The sequence below is a fragment of the Sphingomonas natans genome (genome assembly GCF_030546695.1).
In the GTDB taxonomy this organism is placed as follows: Bacteria; Pseudomonadota; Alphaproteobacteria; order Sphingomonadales; family Sphingomonadaceae; genus Sphingomonas_I; species Sphingomonas_I natans.
Genome location: NZ_JAUOTP010000002.1, coordinates 296,814 through 312,137, shown reverse-complemented (window position 1 = coordinate 312,137; position 15,324 = coordinate 296,814). Strand labels below are relative to the sequence as shown.

Sequence of the window (15,324 nt, the reverse complement as noted above, 5' to 3'; positions counted from 1 at the left end):
CATTCAAGAACGTTGCTGCAGTACCATTCAGGGCACGCTACCGTTTGCTTGCACCACATTCAGGGAGGAGCAGCGAGGCATCGCCGTATGAGTAAAATCGGTAGTCGTTTTCGATCGCACGCCGGTACGCGGCCTGCATGCGCTCGCGGCCCATCAGCGCGCTCACCAGCATGAACAATGTCGAGCGCGGCAAGTGGAAGTTGGTTATCAGGCCGTCGATGCCGCGGAAGCGGTAGCCGGGGGTGATGAAGATCGCCGTGTCGCCTTCGAAGGGCTGAACGCGGTCGGCTGCGTCGGTCGCGCTCTCGATCAGGCGGAGGCTCGTCGTGCCGACCGCGATCAGCCGCCCGCCGGCGGCGCGAACGGCGTTGAGGCGGGCGGCAGTTGCGGCGTCGATCCGGCCCCATTCGGCGTGCATCGCATGCGCATCGGTGTCGTCGACCTTGACGGGGAGGAAGGTGCCCGCGCCGACGTGGAGGGTGAGCGTCGCATGCTCGACGCCGCGTTCGGCGAGCGCCGCCATCAGGCTGGGCGTGAAGTGGAGCGCCGCGGTGGGCGCGGCGACGGCGCCGGGTTCGGTCGCGAACATCGTCTGATAATCGTCGGCGTCGCGCGCGTCGGTCGGCCGCTTACCGGCGATATAGGGCGGCAGCGGCATGCGGCCCGCGCGCTCCAGCAGTATTTCGACGGGTTCGTCGCCTTCGAATTCGAGCAGAATCGAGCCGTCGGGGAAGCGTTCGGCGGCGAGTGCAGCCACGCCTTCGCCGAAATCGATGCGATCGCCCATTCGGACGCGCTTGGCGTTGCGCACGAACGCGATCCAGGCGCGCGGGCCTTCGCGTTTGTGGAGCGTCGCGCCGATGCGGGCCTCGCCGCGCCGCCCCTCCAATTGCGCAGGGATCACGCGCGTATCGTTGAACACGAGACAATCGCCCACGCGGAGCAGAGACGGCAGATCGCGGACGATCGCATCCGTCGTCTGATCGCCATCGACGACGAGCATCCGCGCCGCATCGCGCGGGCTGGCGGGCCGGAGCGCGATGCGATCGTTCGGAAGATCGAAATCGAAGAGGTCGACGCGCATGTCGTTCAGCGCCTGCGCGAGGCCGTCCTCACTGCTTCGCTGGCGCCTTCGCGGCGGCAGGCTTGCTCGGGAGGGTTGTCGGCAGGCCGAGCTTGGTCGCGAGATCCGCAGCCGGCGCGGTGGCGACCGGCGGCGTGGCCGAATCCGCGGGCGGATCGCCGAACCAGAAGCGGACCATCCGCGTCGGATTGGCGGGCGGCTCGCCCTTCGCGATCTGATCGACATAGGGCATGCCACGGAAGATGCGGCCGACGATCGTATATTTGAGGTCGAGCCCGAGATTGGGCGAGAGCATCAGATAGAATTGGCTGTTGGCACTGTCGGGCGCGCCGGCGCGTGCCATCGCCATCACGCCGCGCACGTGCGGCAGATCGTTGAACTCGGCCTTCAGATCGGGAAGGTCGGAGCCGCCCTCGCCCGTGCCCTTGGGATCGCCGCCCTGCGCCATGAAACCGTCGATCACGCGGTGGAAGGTCAACCCGTCGTAGAAATGGCGCGCTGCGAGCACCTTCAGGCGTTCGACCGCGAGCGGGGCCTTGTCCGGCCGGAGCAGGATCGAGACGGTCCCGCCAGTCGAAAGCTGAATGTTGAGGATGTTGGCCGGATCGGCGGCGGGGGGCGCGGCGAAGGTGCCGGTCGTGGGCGGCGCCTTGGGCTCGGCGAGCCCCGACGGACCCGTCGCCTGCGCCAGAGACGGCGCGGCGGCGAGGAACGCCAGGAAGCCGGCGGCGCATTTCAGGAACAAGCGCATGCGAAAGACCTCTTCAGAGCGTCAATGGCCCAGCCGAGCATTGGTCTCGGCGGCGACGGCGGGGGTGACGAAGGCGGCGATGCTGCCGCCGCCGCGGGCGATCTCCTTGACGAGCGTCGAGGAGATGGGCTGGAGCCGGGGTTCGGCGACCAGGAAGATCGTCTCGATGTCGGGCGCGAGCTGGCCGTTGATCCCGGCCATCTGCGCCTCATAATCGAAGTCGGCCGCGTTGCGCAGGCCGCGCACGATCGCGACCGCGCCGACGGACGCCGCGAAATCGACAAGGAGCCCCTGCGCCGAGCAGACCTCGATCCGGCCGCCGAGGCCGCTGGTCTCGCGCTCCATGATCGCCAGCCGCTCCTCGATCGTGAACAGCGGCGACTTGGCGGCATTGGTGAAAACGCCGACGACGAGCCGGTCGAACATGCCCGCGACGCGGCCGATGATGTCCATGTGGCCGAGCGTCGGGGGATCGAAGGTGCCCGGATAGACGGCGGTGCGGATCACCGGTCGCGCTCGACGACGTAGCGGGCGATGGCGCGCAGCAGATCGGCCTCGGGCCCGAAGCTCGCGAGATGACCGATCGCCTGCTCCACCAGCATCGCCGCCTGCGCCTTGGCGCGCTCGACGCCGAGCAGCGAGACGAAGGTCGCCTTGCCGGCGACGGCGTCCTTGCCGACCGCCTTGCCGGTCAGTTCCTCCTGGCCTTCGACATCCAGCAGATCGTCGGCGATCTGGAAGGCGAGGCCGATGTCGCGCGCATAGCCGCGCAGCGCGCGGCGCCCCTCGGGCGGGACATGGCCGAGAATCGCGCCGGCCTCGAGGCTGAAAGCGATCAGCGCGCCGGTCTTCAGCTGCTGGAGGCGGGTGACGGTCGGGAGATCGAAGGTCTCGGTCTCGGCGACGAGGTCCATCATCTGCCCGCCCGCCATGCCCGCCGGCCCGCTCGCGCGGCCCAGTTCGGTGACGAGTTCGGCACGGATGAAGGGATCGGGATGCGTTTCGGGTTCGGCGAGGATCTCGAAAGCGAGCGCGTGGAGCGAATCGCCGGCGAGGACGGCGGTCGCCTCGTCGAAGGCACGGTGGACGGTCGGGCGGCCACGGCGCAGATCGTCATCGTCCATGCAGGGCATGTCGTCGTGGATCAAGCTGTAGACGTGGACGCATTCGATCGCGAGGCCAACGCGGCCCGAGCAAATGGGATCGACCTTGAAGAGGTCGGCCGCGGCTCGAACGAGGAGCGGGCGCATCCGCTTGCCGCCGCCGATCGCGGCGTGGCGCATCGCTTCGTAGAGATTGCGACGCGGATCGTTCGGGACGGGGAGCAGCCGATCGAAGCCGCGATCGACTTCGGCCGCGATCTCGTCGAGGGCGGCCTTCAGGCCGAGCGGAACCACCGCGCCCATGCCGGCCTCAGCCGGCATCGAAGGCGACGGTGCCGCGCGGCGCGCCGTCGGGGCCGAGCGTGATCTTCTCGATCCGCGCCTGCGCGGACTGCAGCCGCTCCTCGCACTTGGCGCGGAGCGCTGCGCCTTCGGTGTAGAGCGCGATCGATTCCTCGAGGCTGGCCTCGCCGCTCTCCAGGCGATGCACGATCGCCTCGAGGCGCTTGAGCGCATCCTCGAAGGAAAGGTCGGCGATGGCGGCGGTGTCGGTCATCGGGCCGGCCGGGTATTGGCGAGACGCCGCGCGAGGGTCAAGCGATCAGGGACGGGCCTCAGCTCCGCTTACCGAAAAGCGCATCGACGTCGGACAGCACCGGCTCGTTCGCGACGACGCCGTTATGGACATTGTCGCGCTCGTTGCGGAGCTGTTCGATCAAAGCCTCGCGATCGCCCTCCAGGCGGGTATCGACCGGGGCTTCCATGCCGGCGGCCTTCGCCGCCTTGGCGATGGTCGTGTCCAGATCGCGCTGGGTGGTCAGGCCGAGCGTCACCGGATCCTTCGGCGTGATGTTGGCGATGTTCCAGTGGCTGCGGTCGCGGATCGCGGCGATCGTGGTGCGGGTGGTGCCGATCAGCAGCGAGATCTGGCCATCGGACACCTCAGGGTGGTTGCGGATGATCCAGGCGATGCCGTCCGGCTTATCCTGGCGCTTGGAGACCGGCGTGTAGCGCGGGCCCTTGGTGCGGCGCTGCTGATCCGGACCTTTGAGGATCTGAAGCTTGTAGTTCGGATCCTTCTGGCCCTTGTCGATCTCGTCCTGCGTCAGCTCGTGCGCGCGCAGCGGATCGCGGCCGGTCAGCTTGGTCGCAGCCATGTCATCGGCGATGGCCTGGATTTCCAGGATGTGGAGCCCGCAGAATTCGGCGATCTGCTGAAAGCTGAGGGACGTATTGTCGACCAGCCACGAGGCGGTCGCGTGGGGCATGAGCGGCTGAGCCACGAGCGGCATCCTCCAGATAAAGAAAGGGCCGCCCCAACGGAGCGGCCTCGGCATGGCGTCAGGTGTAGATGGCGCGGGGCTCGCAAGCAAGTGTTAGGCATCGCCGCCGGAAGCAGATCGCCCAGGAGCCGCCCATCGCCACGCGTGCAAACGCGAGTCGCGAGCGACGGCGATCCGTTTTTTCCGGGCTGCGGTGCTGACGGTCAGGCGGTGATCGCGAGATAGCCAGGCTCTGCCGCGACCCTCGCCAGCCACCGACCGATTGCCGGATACGCGCCGAGATCGAAGCCGCCTTCGCCCGCAACATGCGTGTAGGCGTAGAGCGCGATGTCGGCGAGCGTCAAACTCTCACCGACGAAGAAGGCGCGGTCCGTCAGATGCTCGTCCATCAGCCCGAGCGCCGCCTCCCCGCCTGCGCGCTTGATGGGGATCTGCGTGCGCTGGGAATCGGAAAGCGCCGCTTCGCCAATCATGGCGAGCCAGAAGCGCAGTGTCGCGACATTGGGCTCGTGATTATATTGTTCGAAGAACATCCAGCGCAGCATGTCGGCCTGATCGAACCGGTCGCTCGGGATCAAGCGGCTGCCATGCGCCAGCCAGGCGCAGGCGGCATTGCTTTCGGGCAGGAAGCGATCGCCGATCTGGATGACGGGAATGCGGCCGTTGGCGTTGACCTCGGTTAGAAAGGCAGGCGTCCGCGTCTCGCTCTTCAGGATATCATATTCGTGCCGCTCGAGAGGGATCCCGAGCAGGGCGGCGGTGAGCCGGATCTTGTAGCAATTGCCCGACGGCGAATATTCGTGAAGCTGAAGTCTCTCGCTCATGCCACGCCCTCCGCAACGACCTCGGCGTGGACGGTGCGGGCGACGAGGCCCGGCTTCCGCCAATCGCCGAAGCGATAATAAAGCAGCGCCAGCACCACCGTGACGCTGGAGCCGACCGGGAAGCTCCACCACAATATATCCTGCCCGAATGGCAGGAACGCCCAGGCAAAGGCCAGCCGCGCGCCGAAGACGCCCGCCGCCAGGATCAGCAGCGGGGCGATCACCGCGCCGTTCGCGCGCACCGCCGAGAACAGAACCATCGTCACCCCGAAGATGATGAAGCTCCAGCTGGCGAGGAACTGGATGTGCCGGGCGATCGGGATGGCGGGGCTGTTGCTGCCCAGGAACAGTGAGAGCGCCGGCTTGTCGAACAGAAGCAGCAAGGCGACGATGCTGCCCGTCAGCGCAAGATTGACGAGGATGCCCGATCGCGTGATGCGATCGATCCGGTGCCACGCGCCCGCGCCGATATTCTGCGCGGCCATCGCCGAGACGGCAGCGCCGATCGCCATCGCGGGCATCTGGACATAGGTCCACAGCAATTGGGCGACGCCATAAGCGGCGGCGACGTCCACGCCCTCACGGTTGATCAGGCCGATCATGACGAGGCCGGACAAGGTCATAACGAGCATCTGCAGCGCCATCGGCAGGCCCTTCGTGACGATGATCCGGAGCAGCGCCGGATCGGGCAGGAGGAAGCGCAGTTCGGGGCCCTTCAGACGGATCGCGATGTCCTTGGCGTAAATGTAGAGGACGAGCCCGAGCAGCGCCCCGTAATTGGCGATCAAGGTCGCCGTCGCGGCGCCGGCGATCCCCATGCGGGGGAAGGGCCCGAGGCCGAGGATCAGCACCGGATTGAGGCCCGCATCCAGCACGACATTCAGGATCATGAAGCGCAACGGCGTCATCGCATCGCCGATCGCGCGCAGCCCCATCGAGAAGAGCAGCATCAGAAACATCGGCGGCAGGCCGAGGAAGATCACGCGCAGATAAGCGAGCGCCAGCGCATGCGCGGCCGGCGGCGTCGCCAGCACGCGCAGGATCGCGTCGGCCGACAGCCAGCCGACAATCGCGATCAGCACCGAGATGATCGCGAACATGCCGACGCCGGTGCCCAGCGCGCGGCGCGCGCCGACGATGTCGCGCGCGCCGATGCTCTGGCCCATCAGGATCGTCGCGGCCATGCCGAAGCCGAAGCCGAGCGAGAACATCAAGAACATGATGATGTTGGCGTTGCTCGTCGCGGCCAGCGCGGCCTCGCCCAGGAAGCGGCCCACCCAGACCGTGTTGATCGATCCGTTGAGCGACTGGAGGATATTCGCGCCGAGCGTGGGCAGCGAAAATAGCAAAAGGGTGCGTGTGATCGGCCCTGTCGTCAGATCGCGTGGCGCCCTGGCGCCGGTTCCCGCCGCCATGTGCCGCTCCCTCGCCGATCCCCTTGGCGGATGACGACGCGAGCGTCCACAAAAGTTGAACGAAGCGTGGGCAGCGAAGATTTGCCTCGGCGGCAGTGCCGCCGCCCGCCGCGGCGTATATTGCGGCGCGCGCCGATCGAAACGCAGGTCCGCGTGCAGTCTACGCGTTCCAGCCTTGAGGCTCAGTCCGGATCGGCGCGGTCGGCCAGATCCATGAAATCGCGTGCTGCGTCGCGATCCGCGGGATCGGGGAAGGCGATGTCCAGATCGGGCGCGGCGCCGAGCATGAAGAGCAGAGCCCACAAGGCGAAGCGGCGGCCCTTGTCGCGCTCCATGCCGAGATCGACGCGCATCCGCTCGGCGCCCGGCGCCAGCGCTTCGGACGGGATGGCGGCAAGATCGGTCGTGCCGAAATAGCGCAGGAGCTGATCGTCGAATTGCATGGGGAATGCTCTACACCGGGCGACCGGCGTGTCGAAGCATGTTGGGCGGCCGCGCTGGACGAGGGCGGCGGGCGCAGGCATGCCGGGCAAATGAATGCTGTCCAGACATTGCGTGCGGCGACCGCTGCCGATCATGAAAGCGTCGATGCGGCGTTCGGCGAGGTCGATTTCAGCGACCGCGCCGCTTATGGGCGCTTCCTCCTCGCGCATGCGCGCGCGCTGCCGGCGGTGGAGCGGGCGTTGGCCGATTTCTCGGCGCTGCCGGCGCAGCGGCCGCGCACGCCGCTGATCGAGAGCGATCTGGCCGCGCTCGGCCTCGATATCCCCGCGCCCTTGCGCTTTTCGCCCGGATCGACGCCGGCGGCGGGGTTCGGCGCGGCCTATGTGATCGAAGGCTCGCGGCTCGGCGGCGGGATGCTGGCGCGTCGCGTCGGCGAAGGATTGCCGACCGCCTATCTTGCCGACACGCATCAGTCCGGCGAATGGCGCGGTTTCCTGGGGGCGCTCGACCAGGCCGCCGACGGGGACGCCTGGATCGCGGAGGCGGTCACCGCGGCGCGCGCGACCTTCGATCTCTATCGCCGTGCGGCGGTCGCGCTCTGAAGCGCGAGCTGCCGGCGATCATTCGTCGATCGGGGCGCTGACGATCACGCGTAGCCCGGGACGATTGTCGAACTGCTCGATCGTCCCGCCGAGCCGCGACACCATCGCCGTCATCATCCGTGTGCCGAAGCCCTGGCGCCCGCCCGTCGTCGCCTTGCCCGAACCCTGATCAGCAACGATCAGACGGAAGCTGTTGCGATATTGCTCGAGCGTCAGCTCGATCGGTCCGGGCTGGCCGGCATAAGCATATTTGTTCGCATTGATGACGAGTTCGGTCAGGATCAGTCCGACATGGACGGCGCGATCGGCGGAGATCAGCAAAGGCGCGAGATTCAGCGTGATGCGGTGCGCCCACTCCGCGCCCATCGCCGCCTGCATCTCACCGACCAGCTCTTCCAGATAGCGCGACAGATCGACCGATTCGAGATGATCGGCTTGGTAGAGGCGCCGATGGACGAGCGCGACGGCGGAGATACGGCGCTGCGCCTCGTTGAGCGTGTCGGCGAGATTGGTCTCCTCGCCGCCGCGCGCCTGGAGCGCGAGGAACGACTGGACGAGCTGGAGGCTGTTCTGGACGCGATGATTCACCTCGCGCAGCAGGTGATCCTTCTGCTGGATCAGGCTGTCCTTCTCGGCGAGCGTCGCGGTGAGCTCGCGATTGAGCTCGCGCAGGCGGCGGCTCTGTCGCAGTTCCAGCAGCTGGGTCCGCAACCGGCCGGCCGCCTCGACCTCGCCGCGCGTCCAGCGCCGCGCGCAGCCGCGCACCTCCTCGCTCCACGCCTCGAACGACGTGCGCGGGGTCAGGATCGCGGCCGGATCATTCTCGACATCCTTGTGCGGATTGCCCGCCCATTCGACGATCGTCGGCTCCTCGGCGCGAATCCACACGAGCAGCATCGGCGCGTCGCCCGACAGCGCCACCGCGAGCACGCCGCTGGCAATGTCGCGATCGGCCGCGGCGGCAGGAAAGATGCTGGCGAGGCGCTGCGTCACGAACGGCTCGGCAACGGTGCGCGTCAGCAGCCATTCGCCGAGCCTGAGCAGCGCATCGTCGCCCGGGCAGCGCCCGCTCGTCGAGAGCGAGCGGTTCTGAATCACAGCAAAGCCGTCCGCGCCGAGCAGCTGGCGCAGATCATCGCCATATTCGGCGAAGAAAGCGTCGACTGAAAGGTGCGGCTCGATCCCCGCAAGAATCGCATCCTCGCCGCTGCGCAGGCGGACGCGCTCGCGGAACGTCTCGGCCTCCTCCTTGGCGCGGATGAAGCGCGCGAGCTCGCCCGCCATCGTCTGGCAGATGGCGCGCGTCTCATAGCTCAGCCGGCGCGGGCTGTTGTGATGGCAGGCGACGAGGCCCCAGAGCAGGCCGTCCTTGACGATCGAGATCGAGGCTGAGGCGCGAACGCCCATGTTGCGCATATACTGAAGGTGGATCGGCGAGACGCTGCGCAAGCCGACGCCGCTAAGATCGGTGTCGACAAGCTCGGCCGGGCGGATCGGCATCGGCGCATAATCGATATCGGGAATGACCCGGACCGGCGTGCGGACGTAGAGCGCGCGCGCCTGCTTGGGGATATCGCCTTCGGGGAAATGGTGATTGAGGAACGAATGGAGCGCGGGATCGCGATCCTCGGCCAAGACCTTGCCCGCGCCATCGTCCAGAAAGCGATAGATCATCACCCGATCGAAGCCGGTGACCCGGCGGAACGCCGTGGCGGCGCGCTCGCACAGAGCCTGGAGATCCGCCGCGCGCTCGAACTGGGCGCCGGTCCGATCGAGTTCGGCCAAAGCGGCCACGGCCGTGCGTGGCTCGGTCGGCGCGGGCTCCAGCTCGACGACGAGCAGATCGCCCGACATGTGGAGCGAGGCATCGAACGTCTCGCTGCGACCGGGGACGACGGCGAGTGGGACGGCATCGTTCGCATCGAGGCTGTAGCGATCGAGCGACTGGGCGAGCAGGGCCTCGATCGGGCGATCGAGCCAGATCGGTGTCAGCCGCCCTTCGATGTCGCCCGCGCCGCCGACGACGCGCAACGTCTCGCGATCGGCCAGCAGCATCAGCCCATGCGGCTGGATCGCACCGGGGACATGGATGGGTTCGCGATCGCAGGCCGTCAGGTCGAGGTCGTCGCCCGCTACCGAGGCGGGGGATTCGATGCTGGGTTTCGACGACAGCGTCCGATCTCCTCGTGAGGACGATCATGTACGGATCACCCAGCCTTTTGCTCCTAGGCAGGAAAGCGACGGGACGAAAGCCTTATCGGACGCCCTGCGCGACGAGATAGGCGCCAATCAGGCCGGATGGTTCGCGGCAGGCGGGGGCGGCGATCCGGGTTTCAAGCGCATCCGGCCCGGTCTGCGGCAGATAATCGGCGATGAGCGCGCTCGTTCGCGCACGGATCACGGGCAGAAGGTGGCCGTCGCCCATCACGCCGCCGCCGATCACGATCTTCGCCGGCGCGACCGCGAGCAGCAACGTCGCGCATAATTGGGCGAGATAATCGGCAACCGCCCCATGCGCGGGATGGTCGCTCGCCAGCGCGTCGAGCGCGACACCCCAGGCCGCCTTGATCGCGGGGCCGGAGGCGAGCCCTTCGAGGCAATCGCCGTGATAGGGGCAGATGCCGGCGAAGCCTTCGTGAGCAGGATGCCGGCGGGGGCGGACGTGGCCGAGTTCGGGATGACCCGCGCCGTGGACGGGGCGACCGGCGACGACGAGGCCGACGCCGATGCCGGTGCCGACCGTGACGTAAGCGAGATCGGCGAGGTCGCCTGCTGCACGCGCCTCTGCCAAGGCCGCAGCGTTGACGTCGGTCTCGATGCCGACGGGGACGCCGGCGCCGGCCGCGATCCGGCCGCGCAGGTCCGTGCCCGGCCAGCCCGGCTTCGGCGTCGCCAGGACATGGCCGTAGGTCGGCGAGCGGGGATCCAGATCGAGCGGGCCGAAGCCGGCGATGCCGATCGCCGTGACGGGGAGCGCGGCGTCATGCTCGCGGAAGAAAGCGAGCGCGGCGGCGATCGTCTCGTCGGGACCGGTGGTGGCGATGCGGGCGGTGACGCGCGATCCGCCCTCGGCCGTGCCGATCCCGACGACGAACTTGGTGCCGCCTGCCTCGATCCCGCCGACCAGCGCCGTCATCGCAAAGCTCCCGCAAAAGAAAAAGGCCGCCAGATCCTGAGACCTGGCGACCTTAAACTGGTGGGCGTGGCAAGGATTGAACTTGCGACCCCTGCGATGTCAACACAGTGCTCTACCACTGAGCTACACGCCCGTTGCGCGGCCCCTAGCCGAGGGATTCGCGGGGCGCAAGCCGAGCCGGCCGCTATTTCGTCAACGACGATCAGATGTCGGCGGCGCTGCCGATCTCGAACATGCGATCCACCTCGCCGACGAGATCGCGCAGATGGAAGGGCTTGGAGAGGACTTTCGCCTGCTCCAGCATCTGTCCGCCCTCCAGCGCGACCGCCGCGAAGCCGGTGATGAACATGACGCGCATTGCCGGATCGATCGTGGCGGCACGCTGCGCCAGTTCGATTCCGTCGAGTTCGGGCATGACGATATCGGTGAGCAGCAGATCGAAGCTCTCATGCTCCAGAACCTTCAGCGCCGCGGTTCCGCGATCGACCGCGACGACCGAATAGCCGACGCGTTCGAGCGCACGCGCCAGATAGACGCGCATCGAATCATCGTCCTCTGCGAGCAGGATTCGTATCATGGGAGCTCTTTTGCCATCGTCGCGCGATCGCAGGCGAATATGCCTTGAATGGTTGATAAATTCTAGTCGGTCCATCCGATCGGACCCGTTCGCGACGAGACGGGCCCGAACCGGGGCGGTGTGGCGATAAAAGCCTGCATTATCGCAAGAAACGATCGCGCGGCCGGAAACGGGGCGACGGCTCAGACAAACCAGCGGTTCCCCCGTGCCGGCCGAACCGTTAACGTTTCCGAATCATGACGCTTTCCCAGCCACCGGCACCGCCGCCCTTTCTGCGGCTGGGCCCTGCTTCGGCGCAGACCCCGCTGGTGATCGCCGTGCCGCATGCAGGCCGCCATTATCCCAGCGCGATCGGCGAGGCGCGCGCGGTCGGCTGGCGGACGCTGGAAGACTTGGAGGATCGCTACGCGGACCGGCTGGTGAGCCCGGCGGTCGAGGCCGGCGCGGTTGCGATCGTCGCGACGCACGGGCGAGCGTGGATCGACCTCAACCGGGGCGAGGCCGACGCGGGCCACCCGGACGCGGCTGCCGCCTCGCCGCGCGCCCGCGCCGGCCTCGGCCTGGTGCCGAGCCGGATCGCGGGGCGTCCGCTGTGGCGACGTTTCCCCGACGAGGCCGAGATCGGCGCGCGCATCGCCGCGCTCCATACGCCCTATCATCGCGCGATCGCGGACGCGCTGGCGGCAGCAAGGCAGCGGCACGGCTTTGCTTTGCTCGTCGATTGCCATTCGATGCCGTCGCTTGGCCGGCCGGGGCGCATGGCGGCGAGGATCGTGATCGGGGATCGCCATGGCGCGAGCGCCGGGCTCAACGTGTCCGAAGCGGCGGTCGGCGCGGGCCTGCGCCACGGATTGCCGACGACGCGCAACGCACCTTATGCCGGCGCCTTCACGATCGAACATCATGGCCGCCCCAGCGAAGGCGTGCATGCGATCCAGGTGGAGATCGATCGCAGCCTCTATCTCAAGACGGGCCTGCGCGAGCCGTCCGATCGGTTGGCTGGGATCGCGGCGATCTTCACCGAGCTGTGCTGGGATGCCGTCGATTCGCTGGCGGGTATCACCCAGGCGAAGGCTGCCGAATAAAAAACCACCCCGTGCTTTCGCACAGGGTGGCCAAGGTTCAGGGAGGAGCGCACCGGAGTGCGCTAATACCCAACCGCGAAAGGGGGAACGCGGTGGGCAAGGGTATAACTAAGGACAGGCTGGGAAAGTTTCAAGCCCGTCGAAAGGTTTTGCCTTGCCTGCCGCGCCGGCCTCAGCCGTTCGCCTGAACCTTGCCCGCCTCGAACTGGCGCTGGAACAGCGTCGGCATGTGCTGCAGCGAGAAGAGATGCGCGTGCACCAGCGGCAGCATGCCCGACTGCATCATCTTGCGCAGCTGATCGCCGCGCAGATCGCGCAGCTTGGCCTCATCGACCATCCGGAAGCCGCGATAGATGAAGGGCTGGCTGACACCCTGCTGCTCGATCGTGATCTCGCCATCCATCAGCAGATCATATTCCTTCAGCTCGGCCATGAAATTGACCGTCTTCTGGACGCCGATCTCGAACTGCTCGCAGAAAGCGAGGGTCGACTTGGTCTCTTCCGATGGCTGGCCGTCGACGAAGAGCGGCGTGCCTTCCTCGAAGTCGCCGAGCAGGCCGGACGTGGGATCGAAGCAGAGCGAGAGATCCTCGCGATCCGGCTGCAGGCGAACCAGCATGAACGGATAGCGGCGCATATAGGCCGGCAGATAGGCATCCGGCCGAAGATCGTTATTCTCGTCCATGAACATGTTCACGCCCTCGTTCAGGCCGAACAGAGCGAGCGGCAACGGCTCCTCGCCGGCGCTGAAGACGATCGGCAGGTGACGCTGCGCGACGATGAATTCCTCGACCGTCAGCGGCATGGCATGGGTGTTCGCCATCACCGCGAGGTTTTCCATCGCCCGGCCCTTGTACGACGCATGATCGACGCTCGAGAGCGGGATCAGATCATTGTAGAACAGGGGCAGGCTCTGGGTTTGCGGCGCGCTCGCCATGATCGGGAACTCCTGGACTTGGCAGTAAAGTGGAGCGGCGAGGCCGCCACAGGATCGCCGCGCTCCTATTGCGTGCCTCACAGAGTGGCAAGCCGGACGTGTGGCGTCAGGGCAGCAGCTTGCCGGGATTCATGATGCCGGCCGGATCGAGCGCGGCCTTGATCGCGCGCAGCGCGCCGAGCCGGGCGGGCGAGGCGGTGCGGACGAATTCGGCGAGCTTGGTCTGGCCGATGCCATGCTCGGCCGAGAGCGATCCGCCCTCGACCCCGACCAGATCGTGGACGAAAGCGCTGATCGCGGCGCCCTCGGCGGCGAGCCAGGCGCGGTCGTCCGCGCCGAGCGGCGCGCGCACGTTGAAATGGACGTTGCCGTCGCCAAGATGGCCAAAGGCCAAGACGCGGACGCCCGGGAAGCGCCGCTCGACCGTATCCGCACCGGCAACGAGGAAGCGCGGCATCGCCGAGACGGGCAAAGCGACATCGTGCTTGGCGGCGACGCCGTCGACCCGCTCGGCCTCCGAGACCGATTCGCGCAGCTTCCACAGCGCATCCGCCTGCGCTTCGCTCGCGGCCACGGTCGCGTCTTGGACGAGGCCCGCCTCGATCGCATCGCCGAGCACGGCCGTGAGCGCGTCGCGCGGATCGGCGGCGCCTTCCGGCGCGGTCGCCTCGATCAGCAAATTCCACGGATGCGCCCCGGCCAGCGGCGCGCGCGTGCCGTGGACATGCGCGAGGACGAGCCGGAGCGCCTCGGCGGGGACGATCTCGAAACTCTCGATCGTATCGCCTAGGCGCGCTTCGATCCGGCGCAGCAAGGTCAGCGCGGCTTCGGTGTCGTCGAGCCCAACCCATGCCACTGAGCGCGCCGCGGCGGCGGGCACGAGGCGGAGGCTAGCGGCGGTGACGATGCCGAGCGTGCCTTCCGCGCCGGCCAGCAATTGGCGCAGATCGTAGCCGCGATTGTCCTTACGCAGCGCAGACAGGCCATCGAACAGCCCGCCCGAGGGCAGAACCGCCTCGATCCCCAGCACAAGCGCGCGCATCGTACCGAAGCGCAGCACCTGCGTGCCGCCGGCATTGGTCGAGACGAGCCCGCCGATCGTCGCCGACCCCTTGGCGGCGAGGCTGAGGGGGAAGCGTCGCCCTTGCGCTTCGGCCGCATCGTGAAGATCGGCGAGGATCACGCCGGCTTCGGCGACCGCGACATTATCGTCCGGCGAAAGCGAACGGATCGCGCGCATCCGCCGCGTCGAGACGATCAGCGCATGCCCGCTTGCATCGGGGGTCGCGCCGGCGACCATCGACGTATTGCCGCCCTGGGGCACCAGCGGCACGCCAGCCTCTGCGGCCAGCCGGACGATAGCCTGCGTCTCGGCGGCGTCGGCGGGCGACAGGAGCGCCGCCGCGGCGCCGGTGATCCGGCCGCGCCAATCGGTGAGCCACGGCGCGAGGTCCGCAGGGGCGGTCGTGAAGCCGCGCGGACCGAGCAGGTCGGCCAAAGTATCGAGGAAGGCGGGGGAAGGCGTGGCGCTCATAACACAGTGCCTTACCCGTCCTCGGCTTGCTTCCGCCAGTTCATCCGCGATTAAACAAGCGGAGGGGAACGCGGTGGCGACATGGGAGTGAGCGAATCTTGACCGGGCTCCTTTGGGCCGGCCTGCTGGCGGGCGCGGCCGCCGCCGAGACCGATCGCCTGCTCATGGCCCAGCTCACGATCCGCAGCCGCGTCGTCGTGCGCGTCCAGACCAATGCGCCGCCGCCGCCGCCGGTGAAGTTGGTCGAGAAGAAGGGTCCGCGCTGCGTGCCGATGGCCGACGTTCTCGGCGCGGCAGTGGTCGCGGGCAACAGCGTTGATTTCGTCCTGCGCGGCGGCAAGCGAATGCGGGCGCGCTTCGCCTCCTCGTGCCCTGCGCTCGATTATTATTCGGGCTTCTACATCGTGCCGACCGCCGACGGGATGATCTGTTCCGACCGGGACAGCGTGCGCTCGCGCGCTGGTGGCGAATGCGCGATCAACCGTTTCCGGCTGCTCGCGCCGAAGAAGGACGATTAACGAAATCGGCTTCTCCTTGACTTGGCGGCCA

The 15,324-nt window shown here is 67.7% G+C and carries 17 protein-coding genes and 1 tRNA gene; 3 read left to right on the top strand and 15 right to left on the bottom strand.

The annotated features are described in order from the left end of the window. Positions 1–37 precede the first annotated feature (37 nt). From queA to Q4F19_RS05125, 9 genes are all read right to left on the bottom strand, one after another. Positions 38–1,084: a tRNA preQ1(34) S-adenosylmethionine ribosyltransferase-isomerase QueA gene (queA, locus tag Q4F19_RS05165; protein ID WP_303540452.1), complete on the bottom strand. Its 1,047-nt coding sequence runs from the start codon at positions 1,082–1,084 to the stop codon at positions 38–40. Between the two features lie 28 nt (positions 1,085–1,112). After that, positions 1,113–1,835 carry a peptidylprolyl isomerase gene (locus tag Q4F19_RS05160; protein ID WP_303540450.1) on the bottom strand — a complete coding sequence of 241 codons (723 nt, stop codon included), beginning with the start codon at positions 1,833–1,835 and terminating at the stop codon, positions 1,113–1,115. 21 nt (positions 1,836–1,856) lie between these two features. Beyond that, on the bottom strand, positions 1,857–2,339 hold the full coding sequence (gene coaD, locus Q4F19_RS05155; protein ID WP_303540999.1) for a pantetheine-phosphate adenylyltransferase: 483 nt from the start codon (positions 2,337–2,339) through the stop codon (positions 1,857–1,859). After that, positions 2,339–3,259, bottom strand: a complete 921-nt coding sequence (locus tag Q4F19_RS05150; protein ID WP_303540448.1) for a polyprenyl synthetase family protein — start codon at positions 3,257–3,259, stop codon at positions 2,339–2,341. The genes coaD and Q4F19_RS05150 overlap by 1 nt, the downstream gene beginning before the upstream one ends. After that, positions 3,249–3,494, bottom strand: a complete 246-nt coding sequence (locus Q4F19_RS05145) for an exodeoxyribonuclease VII small subunit (protein WP_303540446.1) — start codon at positions 3,492–3,494, stop codon at positions 3,249–3,251. Before Q4F19_RS05145 ends, Q4F19_RS05150 begins: the two co-directional genes overlap by 11 nt. Before the next feature lie 58 nt (positions 3,495–3,552). Beyond that, positions 3,553–4,206, bottom strand: a complete 654-nt coding sequence (locus tag Q4F19_RS05140) for a DUF1013 domain-containing protein (RefSeq protein ID WP_303540998.1) — start codon at positions 4,204–4,206, stop codon at positions 3,553–3,555. 218 nt (positions 4,207–4,424) lie between these two features. Then, on the bottom strand, positions 4,425–5,045 hold the full coding sequence (locus Q4F19_RS05135) for a glutathione S-transferase family protein (protein ID WP_303540444.1): 621 nt from the start codon (positions 5,043–5,045) through the stop codon (positions 4,425–4,427). After that, positions 5,042–6,460, bottom strand: coding sequence for an MATE family efflux transporter (locus Q4F19_RS05130; RefSeq protein WP_303540442.1), 1,419 nt, complete (start codon positions 6,458–6,460; stop codon positions 5,042–5,044). The genes Q4F19_RS05135 and Q4F19_RS05130 overlap by 4 nt, the downstream gene beginning before the upstream one ends. A 182-nt stretch (positions 6,461–6,642) precedes the next feature. Next, positions 6,643–6,903, bottom strand: a complete 261-nt coding sequence (locus tag Q4F19_RS05125; RefSeq protein WP_303540440.1) for a hypothetical protein — start codon at positions 6,901–6,903, stop codon at positions 6,643–6,645. Between the two features lie 90 nt (positions 6,904–6,993). On the opposite strand from Q4F19_RS05125, the gene Q4F19_RS05120 reads away from it, so the two are divergent. Then, the gene (locus Q4F19_RS05120) at positions 6,994–7,506 is read left to right on the top strand and encodes a biliverdin-producing heme oxygenase (RefSeq protein WP_303540438.1); all 513 of its coding nucleotides are present in this window, start codon (positions 6,994–6,996) and stop codon (positions 7,504–7,506) included. A gap of 18 nt (positions 7,507–7,524) precedes the next feature. On the opposite strand, the gene Q4F19_RS05115 is transcribed toward Q4F19_RS05120, so the two are convergent. The 4 genes from Q4F19_RS05115 to cpdR form a co-directional block, all read right to left on the bottom strand. Then, entirely contained in the window at positions 7,525–9,621 is a 2,097-nt protein-coding gene (locus Q4F19_RS05115; protein ID WP_303540997.1) for a histidine kinase dimerization/phosphoacceptor domain -containing protein, read from the bottom strand. A 139-nt stretch (positions 9,622–9,760) separates the two neighbouring features. Then, positions 9,761–10,642 carry an ROK family protein gene (locus tag Q4F19_RS05110; RefSeq protein WP_303540436.1) on the bottom strand — a complete coding sequence of 294 codons (882 nt, stop codon included), beginning with the start codon at positions 10,640–10,642 and terminating at the stop codon, positions 9,761–9,763. A gap of 58 nt (positions 10,643–10,700) precedes the next feature. After that, a tRNA-Val gene (locus Q4F19_RS05105) sits at positions 10,701–10,775 on the bottom strand. A gap of 69 nt (positions 10,776–10,844) precedes the next feature. Further along, positions 10,845–11,219 carry a cell cycle two-component system response regulator CpdR gene (gene cpdR, locus Q4F19_RS05100; RefSeq protein ID WP_171743880.1) on the bottom strand — a complete coding sequence of 125 codons (375 nt, stop codon included), beginning with the start codon at positions 11,217–11,219 and terminating at the stop codon, positions 10,845–10,847. Between the two features lie 236 nt (positions 11,220–11,455). On the opposite strand from cpdR, the gene Q4F19_RS05095 reads away from it, so the two are divergent. After that, entirely contained in the window at positions 11,456–12,304 is an 849-nt protein-coding gene (locus Q4F19_RS05095; protein WP_303540435.1) for an N-formylglutamate amidohydrolase, read from the top strand. Positions 12,305–12,476: 172 nt separating this feature from the next. Here Q4F19_RS05095 and Q4F19_RS05090 read toward each other — a convergent pair whose 3' ends face one another. Further along, complete coding sequence (locus tag Q4F19_RS05090) at positions 12,477–13,241, bottom strand: SapC family protein (RefSeq protein WP_303540433.1); 765 nt, start codon at positions 13,239–13,241, stop codon at positions 12,477–12,479. Between the two features lie 106 nt (positions 13,242–13,347). Next, on the bottom strand, positions 13,348–14,775 hold the full coding sequence (locus tag Q4F19_RS05085) for an FAD-binding oxidoreductase (protein WP_303540431.1): 1,428 nt from the start codon (positions 14,773–14,775) through the stop codon (positions 13,348–13,350). A gap of 98 nt (positions 14,776–14,873) precedes the next feature. Between Q4F19_RS05085 and Q4F19_RS05080 the strand changes: the two genes are divergently transcribed. Beyond that, positions 14,874–15,293, top strand: coding sequence for a hypothetical protein (locus tag Q4F19_RS05080; protein WP_303540429.1), 420 nt, complete (start codon positions 14,874–14,876; stop codon positions 15,291–15,293). Positions 15,294–15,324 lie beyond the last annotated feature (31 nt).

What these genes read in the sequence shown, in the direction of transcription:
- queA (WP_303540452.1), bottom strand. Translation starts at nt 1,084, where the DNA reads ATGCGCGTCGACCTCTTCGATTTCGATCTTCCGAACGATCGCATCGCG.
- Q4F19_RS05160 (WP_303540450.1), bottom strand. Translation starts at nt 1,835, where the DNA reads ATGCGCTTGTTCCTGAAATGCGCCGCCGGCTTCCTGGCGTTCCTCGCC.
- Q4F19_RS05150 (WP_303540448.1), bottom strand. Translation starts at nt 3,259, where the DNA reads ATGCCGGCTGAGGCCGGCATGGGCGCGGTGGTTCCGCTCGGCCTGAAG.
- Q4F19_RS05145 (WP_303540446.1), bottom strand. Translation starts at nt 3,494, where the DNA reads ATGACCGACACCGCCGCCATCGCCGACCTTTCCTTCGAGGATGCGCTC.
- Q4F19_RS05140 (WP_303540998.1), bottom strand. Translation starts at nt 4,206, where the DNA reads ATGCCCCACGCGACCGCCTCGTGGCTGGTCGACAATACGTCCCTCAGC.
- Q4F19_RS05135 (WP_303540444.1), bottom strand. Translation starts at nt 5,045, where the DNA reads ATGAGCGAGAGACTTCAGCTTCACGAATATTCGCCGTCGGGCAATTGC.
- Q4F19_RS05130 (WP_303540442.1), bottom strand. Translation starts at nt 6,460, where the DNA reads ATGGCGGCGGGAACCGGCGCCAGGGCGCCACGCGATCTGACGACAGGG.
- Q4F19_RS05125 (WP_303540440.1), bottom strand. Translation starts at nt 6,903, where the DNA reads ATGCAATTCGACGATCAGCTCCTGCGCTATTTCGGCACGACCGATCTT.
- Q4F19_RS05120 (WP_303540438.1), top strand. Translation starts at nt 6,994, where the DNA reads ATGAATGCTGTCCAGACATTGCGTGCGGCGACCGCTGCCGATCATGAA.
- Q4F19_RS05110 (WP_303540436.1), bottom strand. Translation starts at nt 10,642, where the DNA reads ATGACGGCGCTGGTCGGCGGGATCGAGGCAGGCGGCACCAAGTTCGTC.
- cpdR (WP_171743880.1), bottom strand. Translation starts at nt 11,219, where the DNA reads ATGATACGAATCCTGCTCGCAGAGGACGATGATTCGATGCGCGTCTAT.
- Q4F19_RS05095 (WP_303540435.1), top strand. Translation starts at nt 11,456, where the DNA reads ATGACGCTTTCCCAGCCACCGGCACCGCCGCCCTTTCTGCGGCTGGGC.
- Q4F19_RS05090 (WP_303540433.1), bottom strand. Translation starts at nt 13,241, where the DNA reads ATGGCGAGCGCGCCGCAAACCCAGAGCCTGCCCCTGTTCTACAATGAT.
- Q4F19_RS05085 (WP_303540431.1), bottom strand. Translation starts at nt 14,775, where the DNA reads ATGAGCGCCACGCCTTCCCCCGCCTTCCTCGATACTTTGGCCGACCTG.